General features: G+C 56.1%; 21 protein-coding genes. 10 read left to right on the forward strand and 11 right to left on the reverse strand.

Annotated elements, in window-relative coordinates:
* Positions 1 to 291: 291 nt before the first annotated feature.
* Both gdhA and M0Q23_00615 read left to right on the forward strand, forming a co-directional pair.
* Positions 292 to 1,641 carry an NADP-specific glutamate dehydrogenase gene (gene gdhA / locus M0Q23_00610; GenBank protein MCK9527149.1) on the forward strand — a complete coding sequence of 450 codons (1,350 nt, stop codon included), beginning with the start codon at positions 292 to 294 and terminating at the stop codon, positions 1,639 to 1,641.
* A 45-nt stretch (positions 1,642 to 1,686) separates the two neighbouring features.
* Entirely contained in the window at positions 1,687 to 2,139 is a 453-nt protein-coding gene (locus M0Q23_00615; GenBank protein MCK9527150.1) for a YajD family HNH nuclease, read from the forward strand.
* Between the two features lie 37 nt (positions 2,140 to 2,176).
* On the opposite strand, the gene M0Q23_00620 is transcribed toward M0Q23_00615, so the two are convergent.
* The 5 genes from M0Q23_00620 to M0Q23_00640 form a co-directional block, all read right to left on the reverse strand.
* Positions 2,177 to 2,344, reverse strand: a complete 168-nt coding sequence (locus M0Q23_00620) for a zinc ribbon domain-containing protein (GenBank protein MCK9527151.1) — start codon at positions 2,342 to 2,344, stop codon at positions 2,177 to 2,179.
* A 132-nt stretch (positions 2,345 to 2,476) separates the two neighbouring features.
* A complete protein-coding gene (locus tag M0Q23_00625; protein ID MCK9527152.1) occupies positions 2,477 to 2,680 on the reverse strand; it encodes a hypothetical protein in 204 nt (67 codons plus the stop codon).
* A complete protein-coding gene (locus tag M0Q23_00630; protein MCK9527153.1) occupies positions 2,677 to 4,749 on the reverse strand; it encodes an NAD(+) synthase in 2,073 nt (690 codons plus the stop codon). The genes M0Q23_00625 and M0Q23_00630 overlap by 4 nt, the downstream gene beginning before the upstream one ends.
* Positions 4,750 to 4,850: 101 nt before the next feature.
* Positions 4,851 to 5,402, reverse strand: coding sequence for a hypothetical protein (locus M0Q23_00635; GenBank protein MCK9527154.1), 552 nt, complete (start codon positions 5,400 to 5,402; stop codon positions 4,851 to 4,853).
* The gene (locus M0Q23_00640; GenBank protein ID MCK9527155.1) at positions 5,402 to 6,004 is read right to left on the reverse strand and encodes a recombination-associated protein RdgC; all 603 of its coding nucleotides are present in this window, start codon (positions 6,002 to 6,004) and stop codon (positions 5,402 to 5,404) included. Before M0Q23_00640 ends, M0Q23_00635 begins: the two co-directional genes overlap by 1 nt.
* Before the next feature lie 398 nt (positions 6,005 to 6,402).
* Between M0Q23_00640 and M0Q23_00645 the strand changes: the two genes are divergently transcribed.
* From M0Q23_00645 to M0Q23_00660, 4 genes are read left to right on the forward strand one after another with little or no spacing between them, the layout of a single operon-like run.
* Positions 6,403 to 7,248, forward strand: a complete 846-nt coding sequence (locus M0Q23_00645; protein ID MCK9527156.1) for an NAD(+)/NADH kinase — start codon at positions 6,403 to 6,405, stop codon at positions 7,246 to 7,248.
* The gene (gene recN / locus M0Q23_00650) at positions 7,230 to 8,945 is read left to right on the forward strand and encodes a DNA repair protein RecN (GenBank protein ID MCK9527157.1); all 1,716 of its coding nucleotides are present in this window, start codon (positions 7,230 to 7,232) and stop codon (positions 8,943 to 8,945) included. Before M0Q23_00645 ends, recN begins: the two co-directional genes overlap by 19 nt.
* Before the next feature lie 16 nt (positions 8,946 to 8,961).
* Positions 8,962 to 9,420, forward strand: coding sequence for an N-acetyltransferase (locus M0Q23_00655; GenBank protein MCK9527158.1), 459 nt, complete (start codon positions 8,962 to 8,964; stop codon positions 9,418 to 9,420).
* A 10-nt stretch (positions 9,421 to 9,430) separates the two neighbouring features.
* Positions 9,431 to 10,684 (forward strand): MltA domain-containing protein, encoded by a 1,254-nt coding sequence (locus tag M0Q23_00660; GenBank protein MCK9527159.1) that lies wholly within the window; start codon positions 9,431 to 9,433, stop codon positions 10,682 to 10,684.
* A 48-nt stretch (positions 10,685 to 10,732) separates the two neighbouring features.
* Here M0Q23_00660 and M0Q23_00665 read toward each other — a convergent pair whose 3' ends face one another.
* Positions 10,733 to 12,256: an AMP-binding protein gene (locus M0Q23_00665; protein ID MCK9527160.1), complete on the reverse strand. Its 1,524-nt coding sequence runs from the start codon at positions 12,254 to 12,256 to the stop codon at positions 10,733 to 10,735.
* Positions 12,257 to 12,862: 606 nt separating this feature from the next.
* On the opposite strand from M0Q23_00665, the gene M0Q23_00670 reads away from it, so the two are divergent.
* On the forward strand, positions 12,863 to 13,135 hold the full coding sequence (locus tag M0Q23_00670; GenBank protein MCK9527161.1) for an HU family DNA-binding protein: 273 nt from the start codon (positions 12,863 to 12,865) through the stop codon (positions 13,133 to 13,135).
* 113 nt (positions 13,136 to 13,248) lie between these two features.
* On the opposite strand, the gene M0Q23_00675 is transcribed toward M0Q23_00670, so the two are convergent.
* On the reverse strand, positions 13,249 to 14,739 hold the full coding sequence (locus tag M0Q23_00675) for a DegQ family serine endoprotease (protein MCK9527162.1): 1,491 nt from the start codon (positions 14,737 to 14,739) through the stop codon (positions 13,249 to 13,251).
* A gap of 546 nt (positions 14,740 to 15,285) precedes the next feature.
* On the opposite strand from M0Q23_00675, the gene M0Q23_00680 reads away from it, so the two are divergent.
* The 3 genes from M0Q23_00680 to M0Q23_00690 all read left to right on the forward strand — a co-directional run bounded on the left by M0Q23_00680 (position 15,286) and on the right by M0Q23_00690 (position 19,046).
* Positions 15,286 to 17,073, forward strand: coding sequence for an ATP-binding protein (locus M0Q23_00680; GenBank protein ID MCK9527163.1), 1,788 nt, complete (start codon positions 15,286 to 15,288; stop codon positions 17,071 to 17,073).
* Positions 17,070 to 18,422 carry a sigma-54 dependent transcriptional regulator gene (locus tag M0Q23_00685; protein MCK9527164.1) on the forward strand — a complete coding sequence of 451 codons (1,353 nt, stop codon included), beginning with the start codon at positions 17,070 to 17,072 and terminating at the stop codon, positions 18,420 to 18,422. Before M0Q23_00680 ends, M0Q23_00685 begins: the two co-directional genes overlap by 4 nt.
* 225 nt (positions 18,423 to 18,647) lie before the next feature.
* Positions 18,648 to 19,046 (forward strand): secondary thiamine-phosphate synthase enzyme YjbQ, encoded by a 399-nt coding sequence (locus tag M0Q23_00690; protein MCK9527165.1) that lies wholly within the window; start codon positions 18,648 to 18,650, stop codon positions 19,044 to 19,046.
* A gap of 235 nt (positions 19,047 to 19,281) precedes the next feature.
* On the opposite strand, the gene M0Q23_00695 is transcribed toward M0Q23_00690, so the two are convergent.
* The 4 genes from M0Q23_00695 to rfaD are packed head-to-tail and all read right to left on the reverse strand — an operon-like array spanning position 19,282 to position 22,512.
* The gene (locus M0Q23_00695; GenBank protein ID MCK9527166.1) at positions 19,282 to 19,989 is read right to left on the reverse strand and encodes an endonuclease III domain-containing protein; all 708 of its coding nucleotides are present in this window, start codon (positions 19,987 to 19,989) and stop codon (positions 19,282 to 19,284) included.
* Positions 19,986 to 20,804: a fumarylacetoacetate hydrolase family protein gene (locus M0Q23_00700; GenBank protein ID MCK9527167.1), complete on the reverse strand. Its 819-nt coding sequence runs from the start codon at positions 20,802 to 20,804 to the stop codon at positions 19,986 to 19,988. Before M0Q23_00700 ends, M0Q23_00695 begins: the two co-directional genes overlap by 4 nt.
* A complete protein-coding gene (gene kdsB, locus M0Q23_00705; protein ID MCK9527168.1) occupies positions 20,801 to 21,550 on the reverse strand; it encodes a 3-deoxy-manno-octulosonate cytidylyltransferase in 750 nt (249 codons plus the stop codon). Before kdsB ends, M0Q23_00700 begins: the two co-directional genes overlap by 4 nt.
* Positions 21,538 to 22,512, reverse strand: coding sequence for an ADP-glyceromanno-heptose 6-epimerase (gene rfaD / locus M0Q23_00710; protein MCK9527169.1), 975 nt, complete (start codon positions 22,510 to 22,512; stop codon positions 21,538 to 21,540). The genes kdsB and rfaD overlap by 13 nt, the downstream gene beginning before the upstream one ends.
* Positions 22,513 to 22,521: the final 9 nt, after the last annotated feature.

The following is a 22,521-nucleotide window of genomic DNA, read 5'->3' on the forward strand; positions in this document are numbered from 1 at the left end:
TCGGATCAAAACCGGCCGCGTGAAGCGCCCCGTCACGCTGTCCGGGGGAATAATAAAGCGCGGCACGGCAGGTCGCCCCTTTCCGACAGCACATCCGTTACCACAGGAATGACAGGTGAGTCAATGCGCTCCGCGAGGGACCGGGAAGAAACGACGCGATGGAACGCCGGCACGAAACAAAGTGTTGACCGGGTTTTGTTTCCTGTGATAGTTTCAATAGTTAATTTCTGTTGCCGGCGCAATCAGGCGCCCCGACGCTGATCAGGCACACGAGGGGGAGTGGGGGGAACAATGCTTGATTTCATTAAAATGTGCGAAGAATGTAACCCGGGAGAAATTGAATTTTTACAAGCCGTCACAGAACTTGTCGAGTCGGTTCAGCCTGTCCTGGAACGGCATCCCGAATATCGCAAGGCCAGGATACTGGAACGGATGGTTGAGCCGGAGCGGATGATCATATTCCGCGTTCCCTGGATCGATGACCGGGGAGAGGTGCGGGTAAACCGCGGTTACCGCATCCAGATGAACGGTGCCATCGGACCCTACAAAGGAGGATTCCGGTTTCATCCCACTGTCAACGCGAGCATTCTCAAGTTCCTCGCCTTCGAACAGGTCTTTAAAAATGCCCTCACTACCCTTCCCATGGGCGGCGGTAAAGGAGGCTCAAATTTCGACCCCAAGGGAAAATCAGACCTTGAAGTCATGCGATTCTGCCAGAGTTTCATGAACGAACTGTTTCGACACCTGGGAGCCAATACGGACGTCCCGTCCGGTGATATCGGCGTAGGGGCCCGGGAAATCGGCTACCTTTTCGGGACTTACAGAAAATTGAGAAACGAGTTCACCGGCGTTCTCACAGGCAAACGCGTCGAATGGGGCGGCAGCCTGATCCGTCCTGAAGCAACGGGATACGGGGTCGTCTATTTCGCCGCAGAAATGCTGGCAACACGCAACGAGACCCTGGAGGGAAAGGTGTGCCTGGTATCCGGTTCCGGCAATGTGGCACAGTACACTGTAGAAAAACTCATCACTCTTGGAGCAAAGGCTGTCACTCTGTCCGATTCGTCGGGATACATCTACGACGAGGCCGGTATCGACCGGGCGAAGCTGGACTTTGTAATGCGCCTGAAAAACGTGGAACGGGGTCGCATCAGGGAGTATGCCCGGCGCTACCCCGAGGCGGTCTATACCCCCCACGACGGAACTTCCGGCTTCAACCCTCTCTGGAACCACAGGGCCCACTGCGCGTTCCCCTGCGCCACGCAAAACGAAATCAACGCCCAAGACGCCCGAAATCTTCTCAATAACGGCGTCTATCTCGTCAGCGAGGGAGCGAATATGCCCACCGTCCCCGGCGGAGTTGATCTGTTTGTGGAAAACAGGATTCTCTACGGGCCGGGCAAGGCGGCCAACGCGGGAGGTGTTTCCGTGTCGGGGCTCGAAATGACTCAAAACAGCCTCCGTCTGAGCTGGTCCCGGGAAGAGGTCGACAACTACCTCCGGCGGATCATGACCGCCATTCACAAATCCTGCCTGGATGCCGCCGAAACATACGGCACGCCGGGCAACTATGTGGACGGTTCCAATATAGCGGGATTCGTCAAGGTTGCCGGAGCCATGCTTGACCAGGGTGTCGTATGACCCATCGGCACCGGAAATGATTTGGTTTTAAAAGGAGAATCTGTCGTGGCCGGAAAATGTTTTGGCCCCGGAAAAAGGGGAAGCCGTCTCCGTCCCGCGGGAAGAGGAGACACAAACAAACGTCCGCTGGACGAGGTCATCCGGGAACTGAAGGAAAACGCCAGAAAAACCGGTGGTTCGGATTACCGGGAACAGTCCCTGTCCATCCACGGTCTTGTCTGCGCCCGGTGCGGCAGGTCCTTCGAACAGAGAGACCGCAGGCTTCTGACGGTGCACCACAAAGACGGAAACCACCACAACAACCCCGCCGACGGCAGCAACTGGGAAAATTTATGCGTGCACTGCCACGACGACATTCACAGCCGGGGCATGCTGGGCGATTACCTTGACGGGACCGGCGTCGGTGCCGAGGGAGAGGTTGTCTATCGGGACAGTGCCGATTCTTCGGGATTCGGAACGCTGGCGGACAAACTGAGAAAAACCCGGAGCAAAGGCTGACTCCGCCGATTCGAGTCCCTGGTACGGAACGGAAGCATCAGCTCTTTCTGCTCGTAATCGCCGTAAAGTTCGATACAAGCTGGGAAACCTGACGCTTTCCCTTGCATTTTGGACAGGCGGGCACCCCCTTGTCACGATCACTGATGCTTCTGGTCACGGTAAATTCTTTCTTGCATTTCCCGCAATGGTAGTCATAGATCGGCATGTTGTATCCCTCCTCGGCATGATCAAGTAACGCGTTATACATCGGACATTTTTCGACGTTGTACGAGTCTGTCAAGTATACCATGTCCCGTAGCCGCTTCAAGAACTATGGAACGACAGGCGGGATCGGGCCTCATCCGTCAAAGATGATGTTCAGCCCGCCACCGTCGCTGTCCTGCCGCTCTCCCACCGACATTCCACAGAATACGCACCTGTAGTCGTACTTGTCCCCCTGGGGCAGAACAAGGAGCAGGTTCTTTCTCACGGGAACGGAACGGCGGCACCGGGAACAGTACAGTTCCGTGGCGTCAAAATTATCGAAACTTTTTCGTCTCATTGCACCTGTTCGTCATCGGTTTCGGGTATCAGAGCGGCATTGTCCAACCAGACTGCGGCTTCACTGTCACTGGGAGCACGGTAATCACCCCGGGGTGACAGGGACCCCCCGGAATGCGTCTTGGGACTGTTGGGTACGCAGGTCCGCTTGAACTGGCTCGTCTTGAAAAAACGGTTCAGATACACCAGAAGCCAGGCTTTGATTTCCCCGATGGAGTACTCGTTTCTCCGGTGTTCAGGGATATCCGGCCATGATCCCCTGTTCCTGTCACGCCAGGCGCAATAGGCCATAAAAGCCACCTTTGTGGGAAGGTAGCCGAAGCGGGTTATGTAAAAGGTATTGAAATCCTGAAGTTCATAGGGACCCACAACGGCCTCCGTCATCTGTGACGGCTCCTGCCCGGCGGAGCCCGGAACCAGTTCGGGACTGATGCCCGTTTCAAGAATTTCTTCAAGTATCACCGCCGTATCCGGCCCGAACCGGTTTGAACCCGCTACCCAGCGGACCAGGTGGATCATGAGTGTCTTGGGAATGCCGGCGTTCACGTTGTAGTGCGCCATGTGGTCTCCAACCCCATACGTACTCCAGCCCAACGCCAGCTCACTCATGTCAGCCGTTCCAACCACCAGCCCTCCGCGGAGGTTGGCTATTCTGAACAGATGGGATGTCCGCTCCCCGGCCTGAATGTTTTCAAAGACGGTATCATAGATTTTTGTGCCGTCCGCGAAGGGATGGCCGATGTCTTTCATCATCTGGAGACAGCTGGGCCTGATATCGATTTCCTGTGCCTCGACACCCAGGGACTCCATGAGACGCAGGGAATTTTCGTAGGTCTTTTGTGACGTGGCGAATCCCGGCATGGTGTAGGCCTTGATATTGGACCGGGGCCGGTGCAGCAGATCCATGGTGCGGGCCGCCACGATCAGGGCGTGGCTGGAGTCAAGTCCCCCGGACACACCTATCACCAGGTTTTCGATGCCCGACGCTTCAAGCCGTTTCGCCAGGCTGTGGGTTTGAATATTGAATATCTCATGACAGCGGATGTCTCTCTTTTCCGGTTCCAGTGGAATGTAGGGGAACCGGGAATACTCGCGGGACAACGTCATGGGTCCCGACGGAATGTCCACGTCGAAGGAAATCGTTCTGAAACGACGGGTATGGTCCCGCCAGGTGTTCCTGCCTGCGGCAAAGCTGTTGGTCCGCATCCGGTCCTGCGACAACCGGTCCAGGTCTATATCAGCGCAGACTACATGGGCTTCCCGGGAAAAGCGCCCTGTCCCGGCCAGGAACGTCCCGTTCTCGTAGATGATCCCGTGACCGTCCCAGGCCATGTCCGTCGTCGATTCTCCATACCCCGCGGCCGTGCAAAGGTAGGCGGCGATGCAACGGGCTGACTGGCCCGCTACCAGGGTGTGATGAAGCTCGGATTTCCCCGCGGTGATATTCGATGCTGACAGGTTGCCAAGAATCGTGGCGCCCGCCAGGGCCGCCACATTCGAAGGAGACACAGGCACCCGGAGATCCTCGCCGATTTCAATGAACATGGTAAAATTCGGGATATTTGAAACATTGAAAAGCAGGTCGGCACCGAAGGGAATGTCCTGCCGGCCGCACAGCGTGATCGATGCCGACAGGGCCCCTCCGGCCGGCGAGAACTGGCGCGCTTCGTAATATTCCCTGTAGTTCGGAAGGTACGATTTCACGGCCACGCCCAGGATGTTTCCCCGGTAGAGAACTATGGCGCAATTGAAAAGAAGGCTGTCAATTTTAAGGGGCGCTCCCAGGACAAGCACCAGGTTCAGGTCTGCCGTTTCTTCCATGGTACGGTGCAGAACGGCAACTGTTTCGGTAAGGAGCGCTTCCTGATGGAAAAGATCCTCGTTCGAATAGGCCGAAAGCCCCAGTTCGGGGAACAGCGCCAGCAACGCCCCCTCTCCGGCTGCCCGGCGGGCGAGCATCACCGAGGCGGCTCCGTTGAAGGCCGGATCGGCAACACGCACTTCGGGCACGCAGAGAGCGGCCCGAAAGAACCCATGGCGGTACAGATTGAAGAACGTGTTCCCGTTCATGTCCTCCCCTCCGATTACGGCATATAAATACTTGATCTGACTGTTGTTGTCAACAGCATTGACGTGGACTTCCGTCGGTCTTCATGGGAAAGGGATCGCGGTCAGCGGGCAATCCATTTTTTTATTCGAGGAACTTCCAGAGATAACCAGGCATCGGACCGCCTGAGTTCAACAAAAGACAGGAAGAGTCGTTCCATGGTGGTCACGACCAGGTCCATGGAACCTACCCGGTCCAGGATATTACTTTCCTGTTCTACTTCGTCGTCGACACTCTCAAAACCCGACGGCATTTTCATGGACTGAAAGTGAAACCCGTCGGCCTTGAATGTGAATTCCCATTCGTCGTTGCCGATTCCCATCCTGATGCGGGCTTCTTTTACTTTCTTGCCGGTCCTCAGCGCCTCCCTGCCTTCGGAAAGATCGGCATGGAGTCCGCTGCAGACAACGGTTTCAGAGTATTCTCCCCGGCCTGATTCCAGGACGATTCTCCGAAGAAACAGTATGTGCACATCGCCGGAATTCGGAAGAGCGATCGCCCCGTTGCGCTCTTCGCTCTTGAACCAGAGCCAGGTAAGAAATTCCCTGCCCAAAAAAGCCAGATCACGGTGATCCGTATTCCTGGGGCTGTTTTCTTCCGGAGTGCTGGAAATCATCAGGCGCGGCCTCCTTCCTGCCTGAGTGCCGCCAGTGAACGGACAACGGCGTCATCGAGGAAAACCGGATCCCATGGAAGGAAGGGAAGGAGCTTCAGCGAAAAAGTACGCTTGAAGAGATCCTCGAACTCTTCGGCCACCTTCTCCGAAAGGGAGCCGAACAGAAGCCAACCGCCGTAAGCGTTCCAGCAGACCTCGTAAAAAGAAGGAACGGGCTGGGCTGTCTGAAGGAGGTTTCCCCGTATGGTTTCCTTTATTTCGAGGCGCTGTTCTCGAAAGAGTCTTTTGAGTCCCTTTTCTCTGAGGCAGTGCTGCTCCGCCTCCATGGTTTTGACGCGAACCAGGGAAGGGGGCAGTATTTTCCGGTCGATCCGGAGCGAGAAGAGAATGTACTCACCATACAGGTAACCGGCGTATTCGAAATCAGTATCGAGAACATTATCGATACGCGTCCAGCCCAGGCTTTTGTCTTCCGGTCCGGCGGGAAGCCCTCTGAACGCGTGAAGTTTGATCTGCCTGTCCAGAAAGGTGCTGAAGTCGGAGGGCAGTTCCCCCACGACTCGATATCGTCGGAACGTTGCCGTTCCCTGTAAAAAACCCATGGCACGCTGTCCTCGCTGTTATTCGTGCGGTCCGGCGGGAGTACCTGAACCTGTGTGAAATGCGGTTGCCGGTTCCCCCAGCCTGAGCAAAGGAAGCTATCCCATCGCTTCCGGTCTTGTCAAGTCAATTGCCGAGACGGAGGGGATTTGCGAATAGACAGCACTTCTGTTTTGTGATAGAAATTTTTCGTTCCCCCGAGGCAGGATCCAACCGGTAGACGGAATATCACGGGAAGGTACCCTTCTCGGCCGTAAAGGAATGACACCCTCGTAAGAGTCGAAAAATAGCGAATTTTGAAAACCGATCTCAATATTTCCGGTGAGTTACAAAGTTGCTTTTGGAACATTTGGACTTTTTACGGGACCATCGGGAATGAAGTGTACCGTGGGGAGAGAAAATGAATGTCAAGCGGGTGGGAATCATAGCCAACACGGGAAAGAACAGCGCCGCCGCCGATTCGCTGAAGCTGGGAACCTGGCTCACACAAAGGGGGATCAGGGTGGCCTACGAAGAAGAGCTTGCCAGGATTCTGGACAAAGAGAGTGTTCCCCCGGCGAAGCTTCCCGGTCTCTCTGATATGATCGTCGTCTTCGGCGGCGATGGAACGCTGTTGCGGGCAGCCCGCATCGTGCAGGGACACAATGTCCCCCTCCTGGGAATCAACCTGGGGGCCTTCGGCTTCATGACCGTGGTGAACCTCCATGAAATGTTCGACACCCTGGAGCGTATTCTCGCGGGCGACTATGAACTATCCAGACGCATGATGCTGGACGCCGAAATCAGGGACCACCATTTTTCAGTCCTCAATGACGCCGTCATAAACCGTGGCAATCTCTCACGCATGGTGAACCTGGAAACGTTCGTGGACGACCGGTACCTGGCGACCTTCAAGGCCGACGGCCTGATCATTTCCACCCCGACGGGATCAACGGCATACTCTCTTTCCACGGGAGGGCCCATTGTTTTCCCGGAACTCGATTCAATGATCATCACGCCCATCTGCCCCCATACCCTGACAAACAGACCCATCGTGGTACCTCCCGAATCGAAGGTAACGGTGATGCTGTTTTCCCGTGAGGAAGGGGCGACGGTCACCCTGGACGGCCAGGATTCCCTGGTCATAGCGTCCGGCGAGACGGTGACAATCAAAAAGTCGGAACACTCCGTTGAACTGTTTGATTCACCTAACCGCGACTACATGCAGGTGTTGCGCGGAAAACTTGGATGGGGCGGCATACCCTGAACGCGATGCTGAATGAACTGTACATCGAAAATTTTGCCATCATCGACTCCCTGCACCTGTCATTCCCGAACGGCATGACCGTCCTCTCAGGGGAGACGGGCGCGGGAAAATCGATCATCGTGGGGGCAGTGAGCATCCTTCTGGGAGACCGCGCTTCCAGTGACCTGATACGGTCTTCGGCGGATTCGGCCGTGGTGGAGGCCCAGTTCGATATCAGCGCCAACGAGGCGGCACGAAACGTGCTGACAGAACTTGACATGTATGACGATGACGACCTGGTCATCAAGAGAATGCTCAGCCGCTCCGGCAGGAACAGGATTCTGGTAAACGGGAGGCTCGCCACGGTGAGCATGCTTGCGACAATCACCGAGACCCTGGTGAATATCTGCGGCCAGCACGAACACCAGGTCCTGCTCCAGCGGGACAGCCACATCGATATCCTCGACGAGTTCGGAGAATTGATGGAGGAGAGAGCGGAATATTCCTGTCATTTCAATACATATCGCTCCATGGAAGAGGAACTCGCGTCCATGAAAGCCGCCGCCCGGGACCGGTTCCAGCGGGAAGAACTGATCCGGTTCCAGATCGATGAAATAGTGACGATCGCTCCCGTGAGCGGCGAGGACCTTCAACTGGCTGATGAGAAAAGGATCCTCGCCAATGCCCGGAAACTGCGGGAACTTTCCGAGGACGCCTATGGAAACCTCTACGGAAACGAAGGGTCCGCACTGGAAAAGCTGGACCGGATCCGGAGCATGGTGGCCGAAATCAAGGCCCTGGACCCGGGACTTCCACTGAGCAAAGAAATCCTGGCCTCCATCTATTTCAGCCTCGAGGACGCGGCCCTGAACCTGCGCAATTACCTGGGCGGCATCATCCATGATCCCCGCCGGCTTGAGGAAATCGATGACCGCCTGGAACTCCTGGGCATACTCAAGCGTAAATACGGGGGATCTCTGGAGGCGGCCCTGGAAAAAAAGGAGAGCCTGTCCCGTGAGCTGGCGACCATGGAGCACCTGGAAGAAACCATCGAAGCCGCAACGACTGCTCTGGGCGAAAAGAAAGAGGTCCTCCGGGGATTGGCGCGGACCCTTTCGGACAAGCGGAAAAAAGCGGCCCGAACCCTGGAGCAGGTCGTCATGACCGAATTGAAAGATCTTCGCATGCCGGGCACCATCTTTGCCGTTGTCTTCTCTGACGACACGGGGCCTGAAGGTGACATACCGCCGCTTCACGGGAAAGGATTCGACCTGGTGGAGTTTCATCTCTCCGCCAACAGGGGAGAAAGTCTCAAACCGCTGCATCGCGTCGCTTCCGGGGGCGAGTTGTCCCGTATCGTTCTGGCGCTTAAAAAAGTACTTGTCCATAACGCTTCGGCCGAAACAGTCATCTTCGACGAAGTGGACAGCGGGATCGGTGGGGCGGCGGCGGAGATGGTCGGCGCCAAGCTCCGGGACATAGCACGGCGCCACCAGGTGGTCTGCATAACCCATCTTCCCCAGATAGCCAGTTTTGCCGAGACGCACTTCCTGGTAACCAAGGACGTTGCAAAAGGCCGGACAATGGCGGGGGTACGAAAGATCAGCGAAGGCGAGCGCGTCGAAGAAATAGCCCGCATGCTGGGTGGCGTCGAACTGACAGACACAACACGGAAACACGCCCGGGAAATGATGCACCGGGCATCCCGGGAAGGATAAGAGAGGAATCAGGTACATGCTTCGTAAAGCAAAAATCAGTGACGTCAAAGATATTCACAAAATGATCAACGAATCGGCCATTCGCGGCGAAATGCTGCCTCGATCGCTTATGGAGCTTTACGGTTACCTGCGTGATTATTTTGTTTATTGTCCTGACGATGGTTCAACCGTCGTCGGCGTGTGCGCCATGCATATTTTCTGGGAAAACCTGGCCGAAGTCAGGTCCCTCTTTGTACTTCCCGAATACCGGCGGCGCGGCATCGCCACAAAGCTGGTAGAAGCCTGTGTGTCCGACGCCATTACCCTGGACCTCTACCGTGTCTTCACCCTGACTAATCAGGAACACTTTTTCAAGCGTATCGGATTTGTCGATGTGGAGAAGACCGCCCTCCCGGAAAAAATATGGACGGAATGCATCAAGTGCCCGAAATATCCTGATTATTGCGATGAAATTCCTCTGATCATAGAGCCATGAAGGAGGCGGTGTGAAGATTCCGGGGAACTACAGAGACGGCGCGCGAGGAGGAACACGGACGTTCCGGGTCCCCGTTCTGTCGGGGCTCTTCCTCGCTCTCATCATCGTGGTCGGCTGCGCGACAAAGCCGGCTCCTCTACCTCATATCGATGAACCCGAACGGAGTCACCTTGTTCTCGTTGACGAAGACCGGTGGCCCGATTTCACGGACGATATGGGCGGGGATTCTCTCAGGACCGCCATCGATCGTTCTCTTATATATTACAACCGCCTTCCGGAGGACCGGATTTTTCGCATGGGCGACGCAACCTACAGTCTCGAGGAGATGAAAGATTCTCTTCTCCTGCTTCGGAACATGCTGGAATCGGACCCCACACCGACGGAATTGCGGCATCGCCTGCGGGAAACCTTCGACCTTTACCAGAGCCTGGGGCAGGGCGGTGACGGAAGCGTCCTCTTCACGGGCTACTACGAACCCATTCTCAGGGGATCCCGCGAAAAAACCGATGTCTATCGCTATCCCATTTACCGCACGCCTGATGATCACAGGGTGATTCACCTGGGCCGATTCCACAGCAAGTATGAGGGTGAACGGATTATCGCCCGCATTGAAGAAGGAACTGTCCTCCCCTATTTCACACGGGGGGAAATCGATATTGAAGGCCGCCTCGAAGGTCGTGAACTGGAAATCGTCTGGACCGACGACCCCGTGGACCTCTTTTTCATGCATATCCAAGGTTCCGGAACCATCGTCCTCGACGGCGGGGAAGTGATCCAGGTCAGCTACGACCAGGCCAATGGGCGCGCCTACCGGAGTCTGGGGCGGCATCTCGCCCGGCAAGGAGTTCTGACTCTGGCCGCCGTATCGCTCCAGGGTATCAGGGACTACCTTCGCTCATCGAACGATATGATGACGTTGATGGCCCATAATGAAAGCTACATTTTCTTCAGAGTTGTCGACGACGGTCCCCGGGGTGCTCTCGATGTCACCATAACGGCGGGCCGCACCATAGCCACGGATCCCGCGCTTTTCCCCCGAGGGGGTCTCGCCCTCGTAACATTGAAGAAACCGGTCATCAACAGGGCGGGGCGTATCGACGCCTGGGTACCCTTTTCGCGGCTCGTTCTGAACCAGGACGCCGGTGGTGCCATCAAGGGCCCCGGGAGGGTGGATCTTTTCTTTGGAACCGGCGACGAGGCAGGCCTCATGGCGGGATACATGAAAGAATACGGAACACTCTACTTCCTGGTGAAAAAGCGCTGACTGTCTAGACGGGGCGTTCATTCCCGCAGGAGTCGCCGATGGGCTCAGTCAATACTCCCCCCCGTGATCCCTCTTGACCTGCTCCCTGTCGATTTCTCCCGCTTCCGTCCTGGGCAGGGCATCAACAAAAATAATGTCCCCGGGCTTCTTGTAGCGGGCGATTCTAGACGCCACATGATCAATCAATTCCCGGGGCGTGGTCACAGCACCCGGCTTGAGGACACAGACGGCTTTCACCGCTTCGCCCCAGGTTCTGTCCGGAACGCCGATAACGCACACCTCGACGAGACTTCCATGGCTCATCAGGGCCAGCTCGACTTCAGCGGGATACACGTTTTCTCCCCCCGGCTTTATCAGTTCTTTATGAGACTTGCGCTTTACATACCAGAGATACCCGTCGCTATCAAAGCGGCCGATGTCGCCCGTATGGTGCCAGCCGCTTCTGAAGGTCTGCGCCGTTTCTTCCTCACGTCCCCAGTATCCCTGGAACACTGTGGGTGAACGGACACAAATTTCCCCCGTTTCGCCCGGGGACACGTCCCGGTCATAGTCATCGAAGAGAGCGACGCGTGTAAGAAGGGACGGGCGACCGGCGCTCCCCGGCCGTTCTGCCCTGTTGCACCCGGTCACGGCCATTGCCTCTGTCTGGCCATAGGCGCTGAAGAACGAGGCATGCGAGGCATGCTCGAGAAAGCGGTCGATTGATCCGGGATCTTCCAGACCGCCTATGGCCCTCAGGCTTGAAAGGTCACGGGGATTCCTCTCCTGCTCCTCAAGGAGCATGGTGAGAATGGGGGCAAAGGACCCGAAACCGGCAACGCGCTCCGATTCGATCAGTCGCAGGGCCTGAACCGGATCAAAGCGCTCCATGATGACATTCTTTCCTCCGCAATGGAGAACCGTCAGGACCGAGGCCAGGGCGGCGATATGGAAGAGAGGCAGAATACATAGATGACTCGCCGTCTCGTCACGGTTCTGTTCAGCCAGGGCCTGGGTCGTGATGGCGATGACGTTTCTTTGGCTGAGCAGGGCACCCCGGGGCCTTCCGTCAACGGCGGCGGTATGCATGATCACGTAGCCCGTTTCCCCTGAAACATCCCGCTCCGCAGTGTCCGCTTCATCGCTCAAGAGTTCCTGAAAGGGGGGAAGATCGTCTTTTTCGTCCCGGGGACCTATGGTATACAGGGCTCTGATGGAAGGGACAGCCCGCGACGCGTCACGGGCAACCTGACGGTATTCGCTCCCGGTGAAAAGTAGCGTGGGCGTACAGTCCTGAAGCACATACTGTATTTCGTCTCTTTGAAAACGCCAATTTACGGGAAGTACGATGGCGCCTATTCCTGCAGCGGCCCCGTAGAGTATGACATATTCGTCGCTGTTGCCGGCGATCACGGCCAGACGGTCTCCCCTGCCGACCCCGGCCCTGACAAGTCCCGCGGCGCAGCGGTCACAACACTCCTTGTATTCCCCGTGAGTTATCCGTTTATTCCTGAATACCAGGGCGTCACGCCCGGAGCAGACCAGGGCGTTCCTGCGAATGATATCGTACACGCCGAAATCGCGAAGACCCATGGTGATTTCACCTCCTCGATGCAGCCGCTTGCGCGGCGGTATTCTTGACGAACTCATACAAAGTCGAAACACATCCGGGAGAGGACGGTCTTGTAAAAAGCTCCTTGAGACACGGCGTGCACATCCTGAGGAATGAAGCGTACTGCGAGGTACGCCGCAGCGACGAAGGAAAGAGCGCAATCGAGCCTCCGGTACCATCGTACGAAGCCGTCAATCTTCACCCGTGGTGCATGGTACCGTTCCTTCCGCCTCCCTGTCAAACGAAGAGTCTATCTATTTGATTATATTGGCATACCACGGAGCATGCCTCGACTTCTGCGGCTTTTTCGTCTTTCCGGCACAGGGATCAGCCTTTTTCAGCGCGGTCGATCTGTGCAAACCTTGGAAGAAAGGGGTGATTTTTACCCCAGGATAGCTACTTTTTTGTTGATTGTTGACTTTCTTTGTGTTAGGAGTAGCGGAAATGCTGTTGTGACTGTCTTTCCGGAGACAGGGGGTTGCAAGAAAACGGCCCCGGAGATACACGATGATATCGACCTTCAATCCCGCGGGGGAGGATCGTCGATTGTCGGCATAACACTACACAGCGAAAGGGGGACAGGGATCATGACAAAGGCTGAGTTGATCACAGCCATGGCGAAGGACGCGGATGTAACCAAGGCCGTCGCCGGCAAAGTTCTTGAGTCGTACGTAAAGAACGTTCAGACGGAACTCAAGAAAAATGGAAAAATCGGACTTGTTGGTTTTGGTACATTCTCGGTAGTGAAGAGAAAAGCCAGAATGGGCCGCAACCCCCAGACGGGCAAAGAAATCAAGATTAAGGCGAAAAAGGTCGTGAAATTCAAGCCCGGCAAACAGCTTCAGGAAAAAATAAAATAACATCGATCTTACGTGTACAAAAAGGCCTTTCGGCAACTGATGCCGAAAGGCCTTTTTGATGGGCAGTTCTCAGTACGCGGCATGGGAAAGATACTTTCGTCTTCCCCCGTCCGTCAGGGTTTTATAACCACAAAAAAACGCGTGTCATCCCGCTTTATCAGAAGGAGGAGGCTCTTGTGTTCGTCGGCCCTGGTCAGAGCCTCATGATAATCCTGTATGGAATCAATCCGGGCATTGTTTACGGACACAATGATATCCGCGGTCCGTATGCCGGCCTCGGCGGCCTTTCCCGCGGGATCCACGGCGGTGATAATAACTCCCGACGTATCGGTCAAACCGAAATGCTGTGCCATGTCGGCTGTTATGGGTTGAACCGTCATGCCGAACCGATCTTCACTCCTTTCTGTAAAGGCCATGGCGTCCGGATCGGGACGCTCCTTGACGGTGACCGTAAATTTTTTCTCAACGCCCTGGCGGATGACGCCAAGGGGTACCTTGGTTCCCACGGGAATCGACGCGACAACGCGGAGAAGCTCCTGGGTATCCTTGATGGGTCTGCCGTCTATGGAAACAATGACGTCACCGCTCTTAATACCCGCGGCCGCGGCGGGATCCCCTTCAAAGGCATGCGCCACCAGGACGCCCTCCGTCGACTTCAGGCCCAGGCTTTCTGAAATCTCGGCAGTCACATCCTGAACGGAAATACCGAGCCACCCCCGGGTCACCCGTCCCTCTTTTTTCAGGGCGGGAAGAATCTCCTTCGCCATATCGATGGGAATGGCAAAACCGATTCCCTGTCCCTGAGCCACGATAGCCGTATTGATCCCGACAACCTCTCCGGCCATGTTAAAAAGTGGACCGCCGCTGTTTCCGGGATTGATCGAGGCATCGGTCTGAATAAAATCGTCATAGGGACCCGCCCCGATGACTCGCCCGGTGGCACTCACGATACCCACTGTCACCGTCTGAGACAGGCCGAAGGGGTTCCCGATAGCCATGACCCACTCACCCACGCGGAGTTCCGACGATGTGCCCAGCGTCACCACGGGAAGATCCCCGTCGGCTTCGATTTTCAGCAGGGCTATATCCGTGTTTCTGTCACTGCCCTTCACCGTAGCCCGGTATTCATTTCCATCGGACAGGCGAACCAGTATCTCCTCGGCCCGTTCAATAACATGGTTGTTGGTGAATATATAGCCGTCGCTGCTGATGACAAAGCCGGAACCGAGACTTCTTTGACGGTATTCTCTGCCGGGACGGTCTCCGAAAAACCGCTTGAAAAAATCCTCTCCGCCGAAAAACCGATCAAAAGGGGATCCCCGGAAGGGCGTTCCGAAAGGATACATGTCCCCGCCGCTGACAATCTTCGTGGTTCTGATGTTGACGACACCGGGCTTGAGATGTTCCGCAAGATCCGTAAAAGAAGACGGCACATAGGCAACCACCGGGGCCGGAACCGATACGGCACCGGACTTGGCTTCCCGGGCAACGGCGTCTCCGGCCGGTGCCGTCACCGTCAGAGCGACGAGAATCGCAAGACCGACGACTCCGGGAATCACAGATTGCACAAACCGGCCTTTCCTGCGTTGTTGTAACAGGTCCATTCTTACCTCCTTCGCAGCATTTTCTATATTCCCTTTCCTTTCAAGGTACGCAAAGGGCGTGCCGCGGTCACGTGTATCGCCTATTCTTACGCTATTACAAGGATCTGAGCGAGCAATACGCAGACACCTCTGCCGGATGACACGGATTGCCTGGTTATTTTGTATCCATTTGTGGTATACGATTGGCTACTCTATATACAGCAGGATCGACCCGCTGGATGTGATCACCTGCCGATTGACTGTTCTGCCGGCATCGACAGGTCAATCGGCATCGGCTTTGCACCATAAACAGGAAGCAGCCGGTTGTAATCACGCAGGATTGACGAAGTCGTGTATGGTATTGAGAAGTCGTACAACGTCCGATAGAGGGCGGCCTTGCAGAAGGTACCGGAGGCTTTGCTGCGCTTTCTCTTTCGTCACCGCGGCTTATTCCACAATACGCTTCATTCCTCGGGATGTGCGCGCCGTGCCTCAAGGAGCTTTTTCCAAAGCCGTCCTTTATCGGACATTGTACGACTTGTTACTATGCTTCAGGGTTCGGGGTTAATGAAGAACAGCAAAAAAGCAGCTCCCGCCGCATCGGTCAGGCGCTCCTGGATCATGCTCTCTCCCTGGATCGTCATAGGGACGGTGATCATCCTGGTCCCCATCGTGATTTTCATGGCCTTGTACAGCATAGAAAAACAGAAAGACGCCATGACACGGCTTCTCGCTGAAAAAGGAGCCGCCCTTATCAGATCGTTCGAGGCGGGCGCCAGGGCCGGGATCCCGGCAACAGGCGGCACGAGTTCCCAGATACAGACGCTGCTCGTTGAAACGGCACAACAGCCCGATATCGTCTATCTCCTGATAACGGACCTGAACGGCTCTATCGTCGCCCACAACAATCCGAAGGAAGTCGGGCGCTACCATGGCAGGGGGCTGGATCTCCGGGAAATCGCCGCGACGGAAGCCCTGTACTATCGGACGCTCAAAGATCAGGGACAGAAAGAAATCTTTGAAGTCTTCAGATACTTTGCCCCTTCACAGGCGGTTATCCCCGCGCCGCTCGAACGTGCCATACCGGACGACGTTTTCCGCGGCGACCCGTCACGGCATCCTGCGCTCATGATATTCATCGGACTTGACCGGGAACCCGTCGCATCCGCCCTGAAGGCGGATTTCCGCATGACCGCGACGTTGGCCCTCATTCTCCTGTTGATCGGTTTCACCGGCGTTATTTCCCTTCTCGTTGCCGAGGGATACCGGCAGGCCCGCTCATCACTATCCAGGGTAAAAGTATTTTCAGACAACCTTGTGGAACACATGCCCATAGGTATTATCGCCACGGACAGCACGGCGGTCATTACGTCTTTCAACCAGGTCGCCGAGGAGGTCCTGAGAATTCCGGCGGCGGATGTCCTCGGCCGGCCCGTCCGGGCGGTTCTTTCCCCGGCGCTGGCGGATGTCCTGGACCGCTTCGAGGAAACGGTGACATTCTTTGAAGAGGAAATAACCTGTCTTCTACCCGACGGCCGCCCAGTGCCGCTCGATGTCGTCGCAACCACTCTCATGGACGAAAAATCTTTCATGGGACATGCTATCCTCATACGGGATCTTACGGAGGTCAAGCGCCTCAGGAAGGAAGTCGAGCGCAGCCGGCACCTGGCTTCACTGGGGAGGATGGCTGCGGGCGTGGCCCATGAAATACGCAACCCTCTGAGCTCCATCAAAGGCTTCGCGACCTATTTCCGGGACCGCTACCCGGACGTACCGGAGGATCAAAAGACCGCCGACATAATGATCAGTGAGGTGGAACGCCTTAACCGTGCTATCGGTCAGCTTCTGGAACTCTCCCGCCCCCTGCGGGTAAGGCGGAGTCCGGTCTCTCCCGCGTTCCTGGTCAAAACGTCGCTCGAAACCATTTCTTCCCGGGCCGGGGAACAGAACGTTGAGATAGACCGGGATCTTCCGGAGGTGGATTATACCCTTGAAGCCGACGCCGACGGCCTGAACCAGGTGCTTCTCAACCTGTATCTCAACGCCCTGGATTCCATGCCTTCCGGAGGTCGGCTGCTGGTTCGCCTCGTACGCGACGGCAATTTCCGTACCACCCTTTCAGTAACGGACACAGGGGGCGGCATCGAAGACGCCGACCTGCCGAAAATTTTTGATCCCTACTATACGACAAAGAGCACCGGAACGGGACTCGGCCTGGCAATCGTCCACAAGATCATTGAAGCTCACGGAGGTGACATCCATGTGGAGAGCACCCCCGGACAGGGAACGACGGTCTCGGTCACCATACCCGCCAAGCCACCGCCGACCGGGACGAACAGGGGAGATGAACCATGAAAAACGACCGGTCGATCCTTGTGGTCGATGATGACAGAGCCCACAGGACCATGCTCAAAACCTTACTTTCACGGTGGGGTTATACCGTCGAGGATGCCGACGACGGCGATGTCGCAATCAGCCTGGTCCGCGAGCGTCCCTGGGATCTTATCCTCATGGATGTCCGCATGGCCCGTCTTTCCGGTCTCGAAGCCCTTCCTGAAATCCGGTCCGTGAATCCCTCCATACCGGTTATTATCATGACGGCTTATTCGTCGGTGGAATCCGCCGTCGATGCCCTAAAAAAAGGGGCCTATGATTACCTGACAAAGCCCCTTGATTTCGATGAACTGCGGATTGTCATGGAGAGGGCAACGGAACACCGGCGGCTCAAGGAAGAAAACACTCTGCTCAGGCAGACTCTCGGTGCTCATTTCGACAGCGGGTCCATTGTAGGGCGAAGCGCTCTCATGAAGGAGCTCCTTGATACGGTATCTCAGGTGGCGCCGTCGGACGCCACCGTGCTCATCACGGGGGAGTCGGGAACGGGCAAGGAACTCGTCGCCGGAGCTATTCATTTCAACAGCCGCCGTCGGGAAGGTCCCTTTGTCAAAATCAACTGCGGAGCCCTGACGGAAACACTTCTTGAATCGGAACTGTTCGGCCACGAAAAGGGAGCCTTTACGGGAGCGGACCGTCGGAAAGAGGGTACCTTCCGCCATGCCGACGGAGGAAGCCTGTTTCTTGATGAAGTGAGTGACATGACACAGGCCATGCAGGTAAAACTTCTGCGCGTGCTCCAGGAACGCGAAATCGTGAGGGTCGGCGGCAATGAACCGGTTCCGGTAGACGTGAGAATCATTGCCGCCACCAATCGGGACCCCCGGCGAGAAGTCGAACGGGGACGGCTTCGGGAAGACCTGTTCTTTCGTCTCAATGTAATCCAGATCACGGTACCGGGGCTTCGAGACCGCCGTGAGGACATCCCGTTGCTGGCCCAACGCTTCCTCGATGATTTCGCCGAAAAAAACCGGCGGCCCATCAAGGGCTTCACACCGCGCGCCATGGACCAGCTGGTCAAGCATTCCTGGCCGGGCAATGTCAGGGAGCTGATGAATGTCATCGAACGGGCCGTTGTGCTGTCCCGAAAGGACTTCATCGATACCGAAGATCTGTCCCTGTTGTCCTGCGCCGACAGGATTGTCTCCTCCGATTCCACGCCGCCGGTTTCCCTGGAAGAGCTGGAGCGACGTGCTATTCTCGAAACCCTGGACGCGGCGGGGGGAAACAAAAGTGAAACGGCGCGCAGGCTTGGCATCACACGGAGAACACTGCACAAAAAGCTTAAAAAATACGGTGCCATGACCTGACATGAACGCCGGAAGATTCAGACCCGGAAAGGACCATTGGTGACCGCATCAGAAGAAGTCCGGCCCCTGGTTGAGCCACACCCTTCATCACCGCGGCATACCCTGCGGACGTCTCATCCCTCAGGATGTGCCCGCCACTTGTTCGAGGCTCTTCTGAATCCGGCTATTTTCGACTCATTTCGATGCCGTCATCATTGAAACAGAAAGGAGAATGAAAGAAGGGCCATGAGAACTGTTTTCACCGTCACCACGACACAGCGGGAAGAGCTTGTGGACATAACCGGTCCCATCCGGAAGATCGTGGGAGAAGCGGATCACTCCTCGGAGCTCTGCTGCCTGTTCGTTCCCGGAGCTACTGCCGCCATCATGATCCAGGAAAACTGGGACCCCAACATTACCTCTGACGTATTGAGCTGCCTTCGGCAATTGATCCCCCAGGGTGCATGGCTTCATGACCGCATTGACGGGAATGGAGACTCCCATATAAAGGCGGGAATTATCGGACCCTCGGAGACCATTCCCATACAGGAGGGAAACCTTCTGCTGGGCACCTGGCAGAACATCTTTCTCTGTGAATTTGACGGTCCCCGCCAAAAACGGGAGATTATCGTCACTCTGCTGTGACTCTCATGCGTGACGGCTTCGTACAATAGTACCGGAGGCATCCCTTCGGTACTACAGCCGGATGCTTGATTGCGCTCCTTCCTTCGTCACTGCGGTGTATCCCAAAATATGCCTCTCTCCTCAGGATGTGCGCGCCGTGCCTCAGGGAGCTTTTACACAACCGTTCTCTATAAGAATAAGACATTTTTTGATTTTTTACGGGATCATCATGTTTCACGTGAAACATTTTTCCCCGTTACATGCCCTGAAGGGGGCATCCCTCGCAGCGGGCCGTCGCACGGCAAAAGTGCTTTCCCGTCGAAACGATAAGCGCGTGGTACTGGTTGTACAGGGTCCCGTCAAGAGGGAGATTATCCATGAACATCTTCTGGATATCGCCGTATGACCAGGACTGACTCAGGATTCCGTGCCGCTCCAGGATACGCCGCGTATAGGCGTCGACGACAAACAGCGGCCTGTTGTCTCCGTACAGGAGAATGCTGTCCGCCGTTTCCTGACCGATCCCCCGGACAGAGAGAAGCTCCTCCCGAAGAACGTCGGTTTCTTCGGTGAACATGTTCTCCATCAGACCGCCATAGCGCTCGTGGAGAAACCCGAGGAAGGCCCCCAGACGTTTTGCCTTGAGATTATAAAACCCTGCGGGGCGGATTGCCTCAATCAACTCGGGAAGGGAAGTTTCGTAAAGCCGGTTCTCGTCCATGAGGCCGGCGGTCTTTAACCGCTCTAGAGCCCGTTCAACATTGGACCAGGCCGTGTTCTGGGTGAGAATTGCACCGACGGCGACCTCGAAGGCTGTCTCGCCGGGCCACCAGTGAAGCTTTCCGAAGTGGTGCTCCATCTTTTCGTAAGCCGTCGTCAGCCAGGCGCGCACATTCTGCCGCATCGGGATACCGCGAGATCCACCTCTACTGACGTCCCGGCCGGTATGGGTGTTTCCACTCATGTTTCCTGCAGACGCTCCATGGCAACGGGGTTCGTCAACGTTCCCAGACCGTCGATCTCGACAGAAATCTCGTCTCCCGGAGCAAGATAAATGGGCGGTTTTCGCGCGAACCCTACTCCTTCGGGCGTTCCCGTAAGAATCACCGTTCCCGGCAGCAGCGTGACGGAGCGGCTCAAATCACATACGATATCACGTACGCTGAATATCATGTCAGCCGTCGTGGAATCCTGCAGGGTCCGTCCGTTAAGGCGGGTCGATATTCGAAGGGCGTCAGGGTTACCCACGTCATCGCCGGTTACTATGGCAGGACCCAGGGGGCAGAAGGTGTCGAAGCTCTTGGCCCGTACCCACTGTCCCTTCTGTTTTTTCAACTGCCAGTCACGGGCACTGATATCATTGGCACAGCAATATCCGAATATATGGTCGTCCGCCTTGTCGCGGGGTATGTTTTTCCCCGTCTTTCCGATAACAATAGCCATCTCCGCTTCGTAATCCACTTCATCGGGTCCCGCCAGGGGAAGAAGCACCGGTTCGCCGTGACCCACAATGCTGGTGACGGCTTTCATGAAAACCACCAGGCTGTCGGGAGGGGACACCCCCGTTTCGTCGGCGTGGCGATGGTAGTTGAGGCCCACGGCATAGATTATGGCAGGCGACAGGGGAGCCATCAGTCCGGCGATGGGCACGACCCTGTCGGTATATGTCGGGTTGAAAAAGAGATCCCCCTCGATGATGCGGGCACTGTCCGCCGACTCACCGTCAAGCACTCCCCGGTACACCGCCCCGTCTTCCCCCCGGAATCGCACAATTCTCATTCCTCGCCCCTTCCTGCTGATGAGAGAATCCGCCTTACCCGTTCCAGCTCCTCCCGGGTATCAACCTCCACTGAATCGTGGGCGCTCACAACCACCTTTATTCTGTAGCCGTTCTCAATAATCCTCAATTGTTCCAACGATTCACAGCGCTCCAGGATCCCCGTTTCCAGACTTGAAAAAACAGGAAGAAATGACTTCCGGTAGGCGTAGATGCCGTGGTGCTTGTAGTGGACGGCCTCTCCGGCACGGACAAAGGGAATGACGGCGCGGGAAAAATACAGGGCATAATCATCCCGGTCAACAACCACCTTTACCACGTTGGGATGGGTTATTTCCTCCTGCCGCTCGATAGGGTATATGAGGGTCGACACCTGGAGTGAGAGATCGGACAACAGTGGGGCCGCGACCTCCTCGATCTGCGAAGGCTCGAACAGCGGCTGGTCTCCTTGGACGTTGACAACGATATCCCCGTCGGCAAGCCCCATGCCGGCAATCGCCTCGGCGATTCGGTCCGTGCCCGTTCGATGATGACCGGCCGTCATGAGGACATTTCCTCCGAAGCGTTGCACGGTTTCAACGATACGCTCGTCATCCGTGGCGACGGCGGCGGAAGAAACACAGGAGCAGCGCGCAACCCGTTCATAGACATGCTGAATCATGGCTTTGCCGGCGATGTCCGCAAGGGGCTTACCGGCAAAACGGGATGATTCATAACGGGCGGGAATAATGCAGATTATTCGAGGCACCGTTCGCCCCTTTCCAGATAATTGACCACATAGTCGGCCACGGCATCCTCGAGGGAAGAAAAAGGCGCTTCGTAGCCGACATCCCTGAGCTTGTCGATGACGGCCTCCGTGTAGTACTGATACTGGTCACGAAGCGACAGGGGCATATCAATGTAGTCTATGCGGGGAGTCGTTTTCAGGGCCTTGAAAACGGCTTGGGCCAGGTCGTTCCAGCTGCGGGCGAGGCCCGTGCCTAGGTTAAAAATGCCCACCGCTTCGGGCCGCTTTATAAACCACCGGAGTACCTGGACGCAATCTTTTACGTATATGAAATCCCGCAACTGCTCTCCGTCGCCATAGCCTTCCCGGTGGGACTTGAAGAGCCGTACCGCCCCGGTGTCGCGGACTTGTTCGACTGCCTTGTGTACCACGCTTCTCATATCAGCCTTGTGATACTCGTTGGGACCGAAGACGTTGAAAAACTTTATACCCGTCATTCGAGTATTCAGGCCTTTGCGCAAAACCCAGAGATCGAAGAGCTGCTTCGAGTAGCCGTACATGTTGATGGGGCGGAGGCGGCAACTGACATCGTCGGCATCGGAGAACCCGAGTGAACCGTCGCCATAGGTGGCGGCACTGCTCGCGTAAATGAAACGCGCCTTTTTCCGAAGCGCCCACTCGGCAACAACCCGGCTGTACCGATAATTGTTTTCCATGAGGTAATCGGCGTCCCGTTCGACGGTGGACGAGCAGGCACCAAGGTGAACAACGGCGCTGACGTCGGCATCGATCCGGTCCCTCTTGATCATTTCCAGGAAACGGCTTTTGTGGATGTATTCTTCAAATCGAAGATTGACGAGGTTTTTCCACTTTTCAGATTCGCCCAGGTTATCCACGATCAGGATATCCCGAAGTCCCTCGCCGTTGAGCTTCCAGACCAGAGCGCTTCCTATGAAGCCGGCCCCTCCTGTTACAACGATCATATGCCGGGA

This window comes from Syntrophales bacterium (genome assembly GCA_023228425.1).
Lineage (GTDB): Bacteria > Desulfobacterota > Syntrophia > Syntrophales > UBA2210 > MLS-D.

Excerpts from the sequence above, each read along its gene's own strand:
- gdhA (MCK9527149.1), top strand. The coding sequence starts at position 292 with ATGCTTGATTTCATTAAAATGTGCGAAGAATGTAACCCGGGAGAAATT.
- M0Q23_00620 (MCK9527151.1), bottom strand. The coding sequence starts at position 2,344 with ATGCCGATCTATGACTACCATTGCGGGAAATGCAAGAAAGAATTTACC.
- M0Q23_00625 (MCK9527152.1), bottom strand. The coding sequence starts at position 2,680 with ATGAGACGAAAAAGTTTCGATAATTTTGACGCCACGGAACTGTACTGT.
- M0Q23_00630 (MCK9527153.1), bottom strand. The coding sequence starts at position 4,749 with ATGAACGGGAACACGTTCTTCAATCTGTACCGCCATGGGTTCTTTCGG.
- M0Q23_00635 (MCK9527154.1), bottom strand. The coding sequence starts at position 5,402 with ATGATTTCCAGCACTCCGGAAGAAAACAGCCCCAGGAATACGGATCAC.
- M0Q23_00640 (MCK9527155.1), bottom strand. The coding sequence starts at position 6,004 with ATGGGTTTTTTACAGGGAACGGCAACGTTCCGACGATATCGAGTCGTG.
- M0Q23_00645 (MCK9527156.1), top strand. The coding sequence starts at position 6,403 with ATGAATGTCAAGCGGGTGGGAATCATAGCCAACACGGGAAAGAACAGC.
- recN (MCK9527157.1), top strand. The coding sequence starts at position 7,230 with ATGGGGCGGCATACCCTGAACGCGATGCTGAATGAACTGTACATCGAA.
- M0Q23_00655 (MCK9527158.1), top strand. The coding sequence starts at position 8,962 with ATGCTTCGTAAAGCAAAAATCAGTGACGTCAAAGATATTCACAAAATG.
- M0Q23_00665 (MCK9527160.1), bottom strand. The coding sequence starts at position 12,256 with ATGGGTCTTCGCGATTTCGGCGTGTACGATATCATTCGCAGGAACGCC.
- M0Q23_00670 (MCK9527161.1), top strand. The coding sequence starts at position 12,863 with ATGACAAAGGCTGAGTTGATCACAGCCATGGCGAAGGACGCGGATGTA.
- M0Q23_00675 (MCK9527162.1), bottom strand. The coding sequence starts at position 14,739 with ATGGACCTGTTACAACAACGCAGGAAAGGCCGGTTTGTGCAATCTGTG.
- M0Q23_00680 (MCK9527163.1), top strand. The coding sequence starts at position 15,286 with ATGAAGAACAGCAAAAAAGCAGCTCCCGCCGCATCGGTCAGGCGCTCC.
- M0Q23_00685 (MCK9527164.1), top strand. The coding sequence starts at position 17,070 with ATGAAAAACGACCGGTCGATCCTTGTGGTCGATGATGACAGAGCCCAC.
- M0Q23_00690 (MCK9527165.1), top strand. The coding sequence starts at position 18,648 with ATGAGAACTGTTTTCACCGTCACCACGACACAGCGGGAAGAGCTTGTG.
- M0Q23_00695 (MCK9527166.1), bottom strand. The coding sequence starts at position 19,989 with ATGAGTGGAAACACCCATACCGGCCGGGACGTCAGTAGAGGTGGATCT.
- M0Q23_00700 (MCK9527167.1), bottom strand. The coding sequence starts at position 20,804 with ATGAGAATTGTGCGATTCCGGGGGGAAGACGGGGCGGTGTACCGGGGA.
- rfaD (MCK9527169.1), bottom strand. The coding sequence starts at position 22,512 with ATGATCGTTGTAACAGGAGGGGCCGGCTTCATAGGAAGCGCTCTGGTC.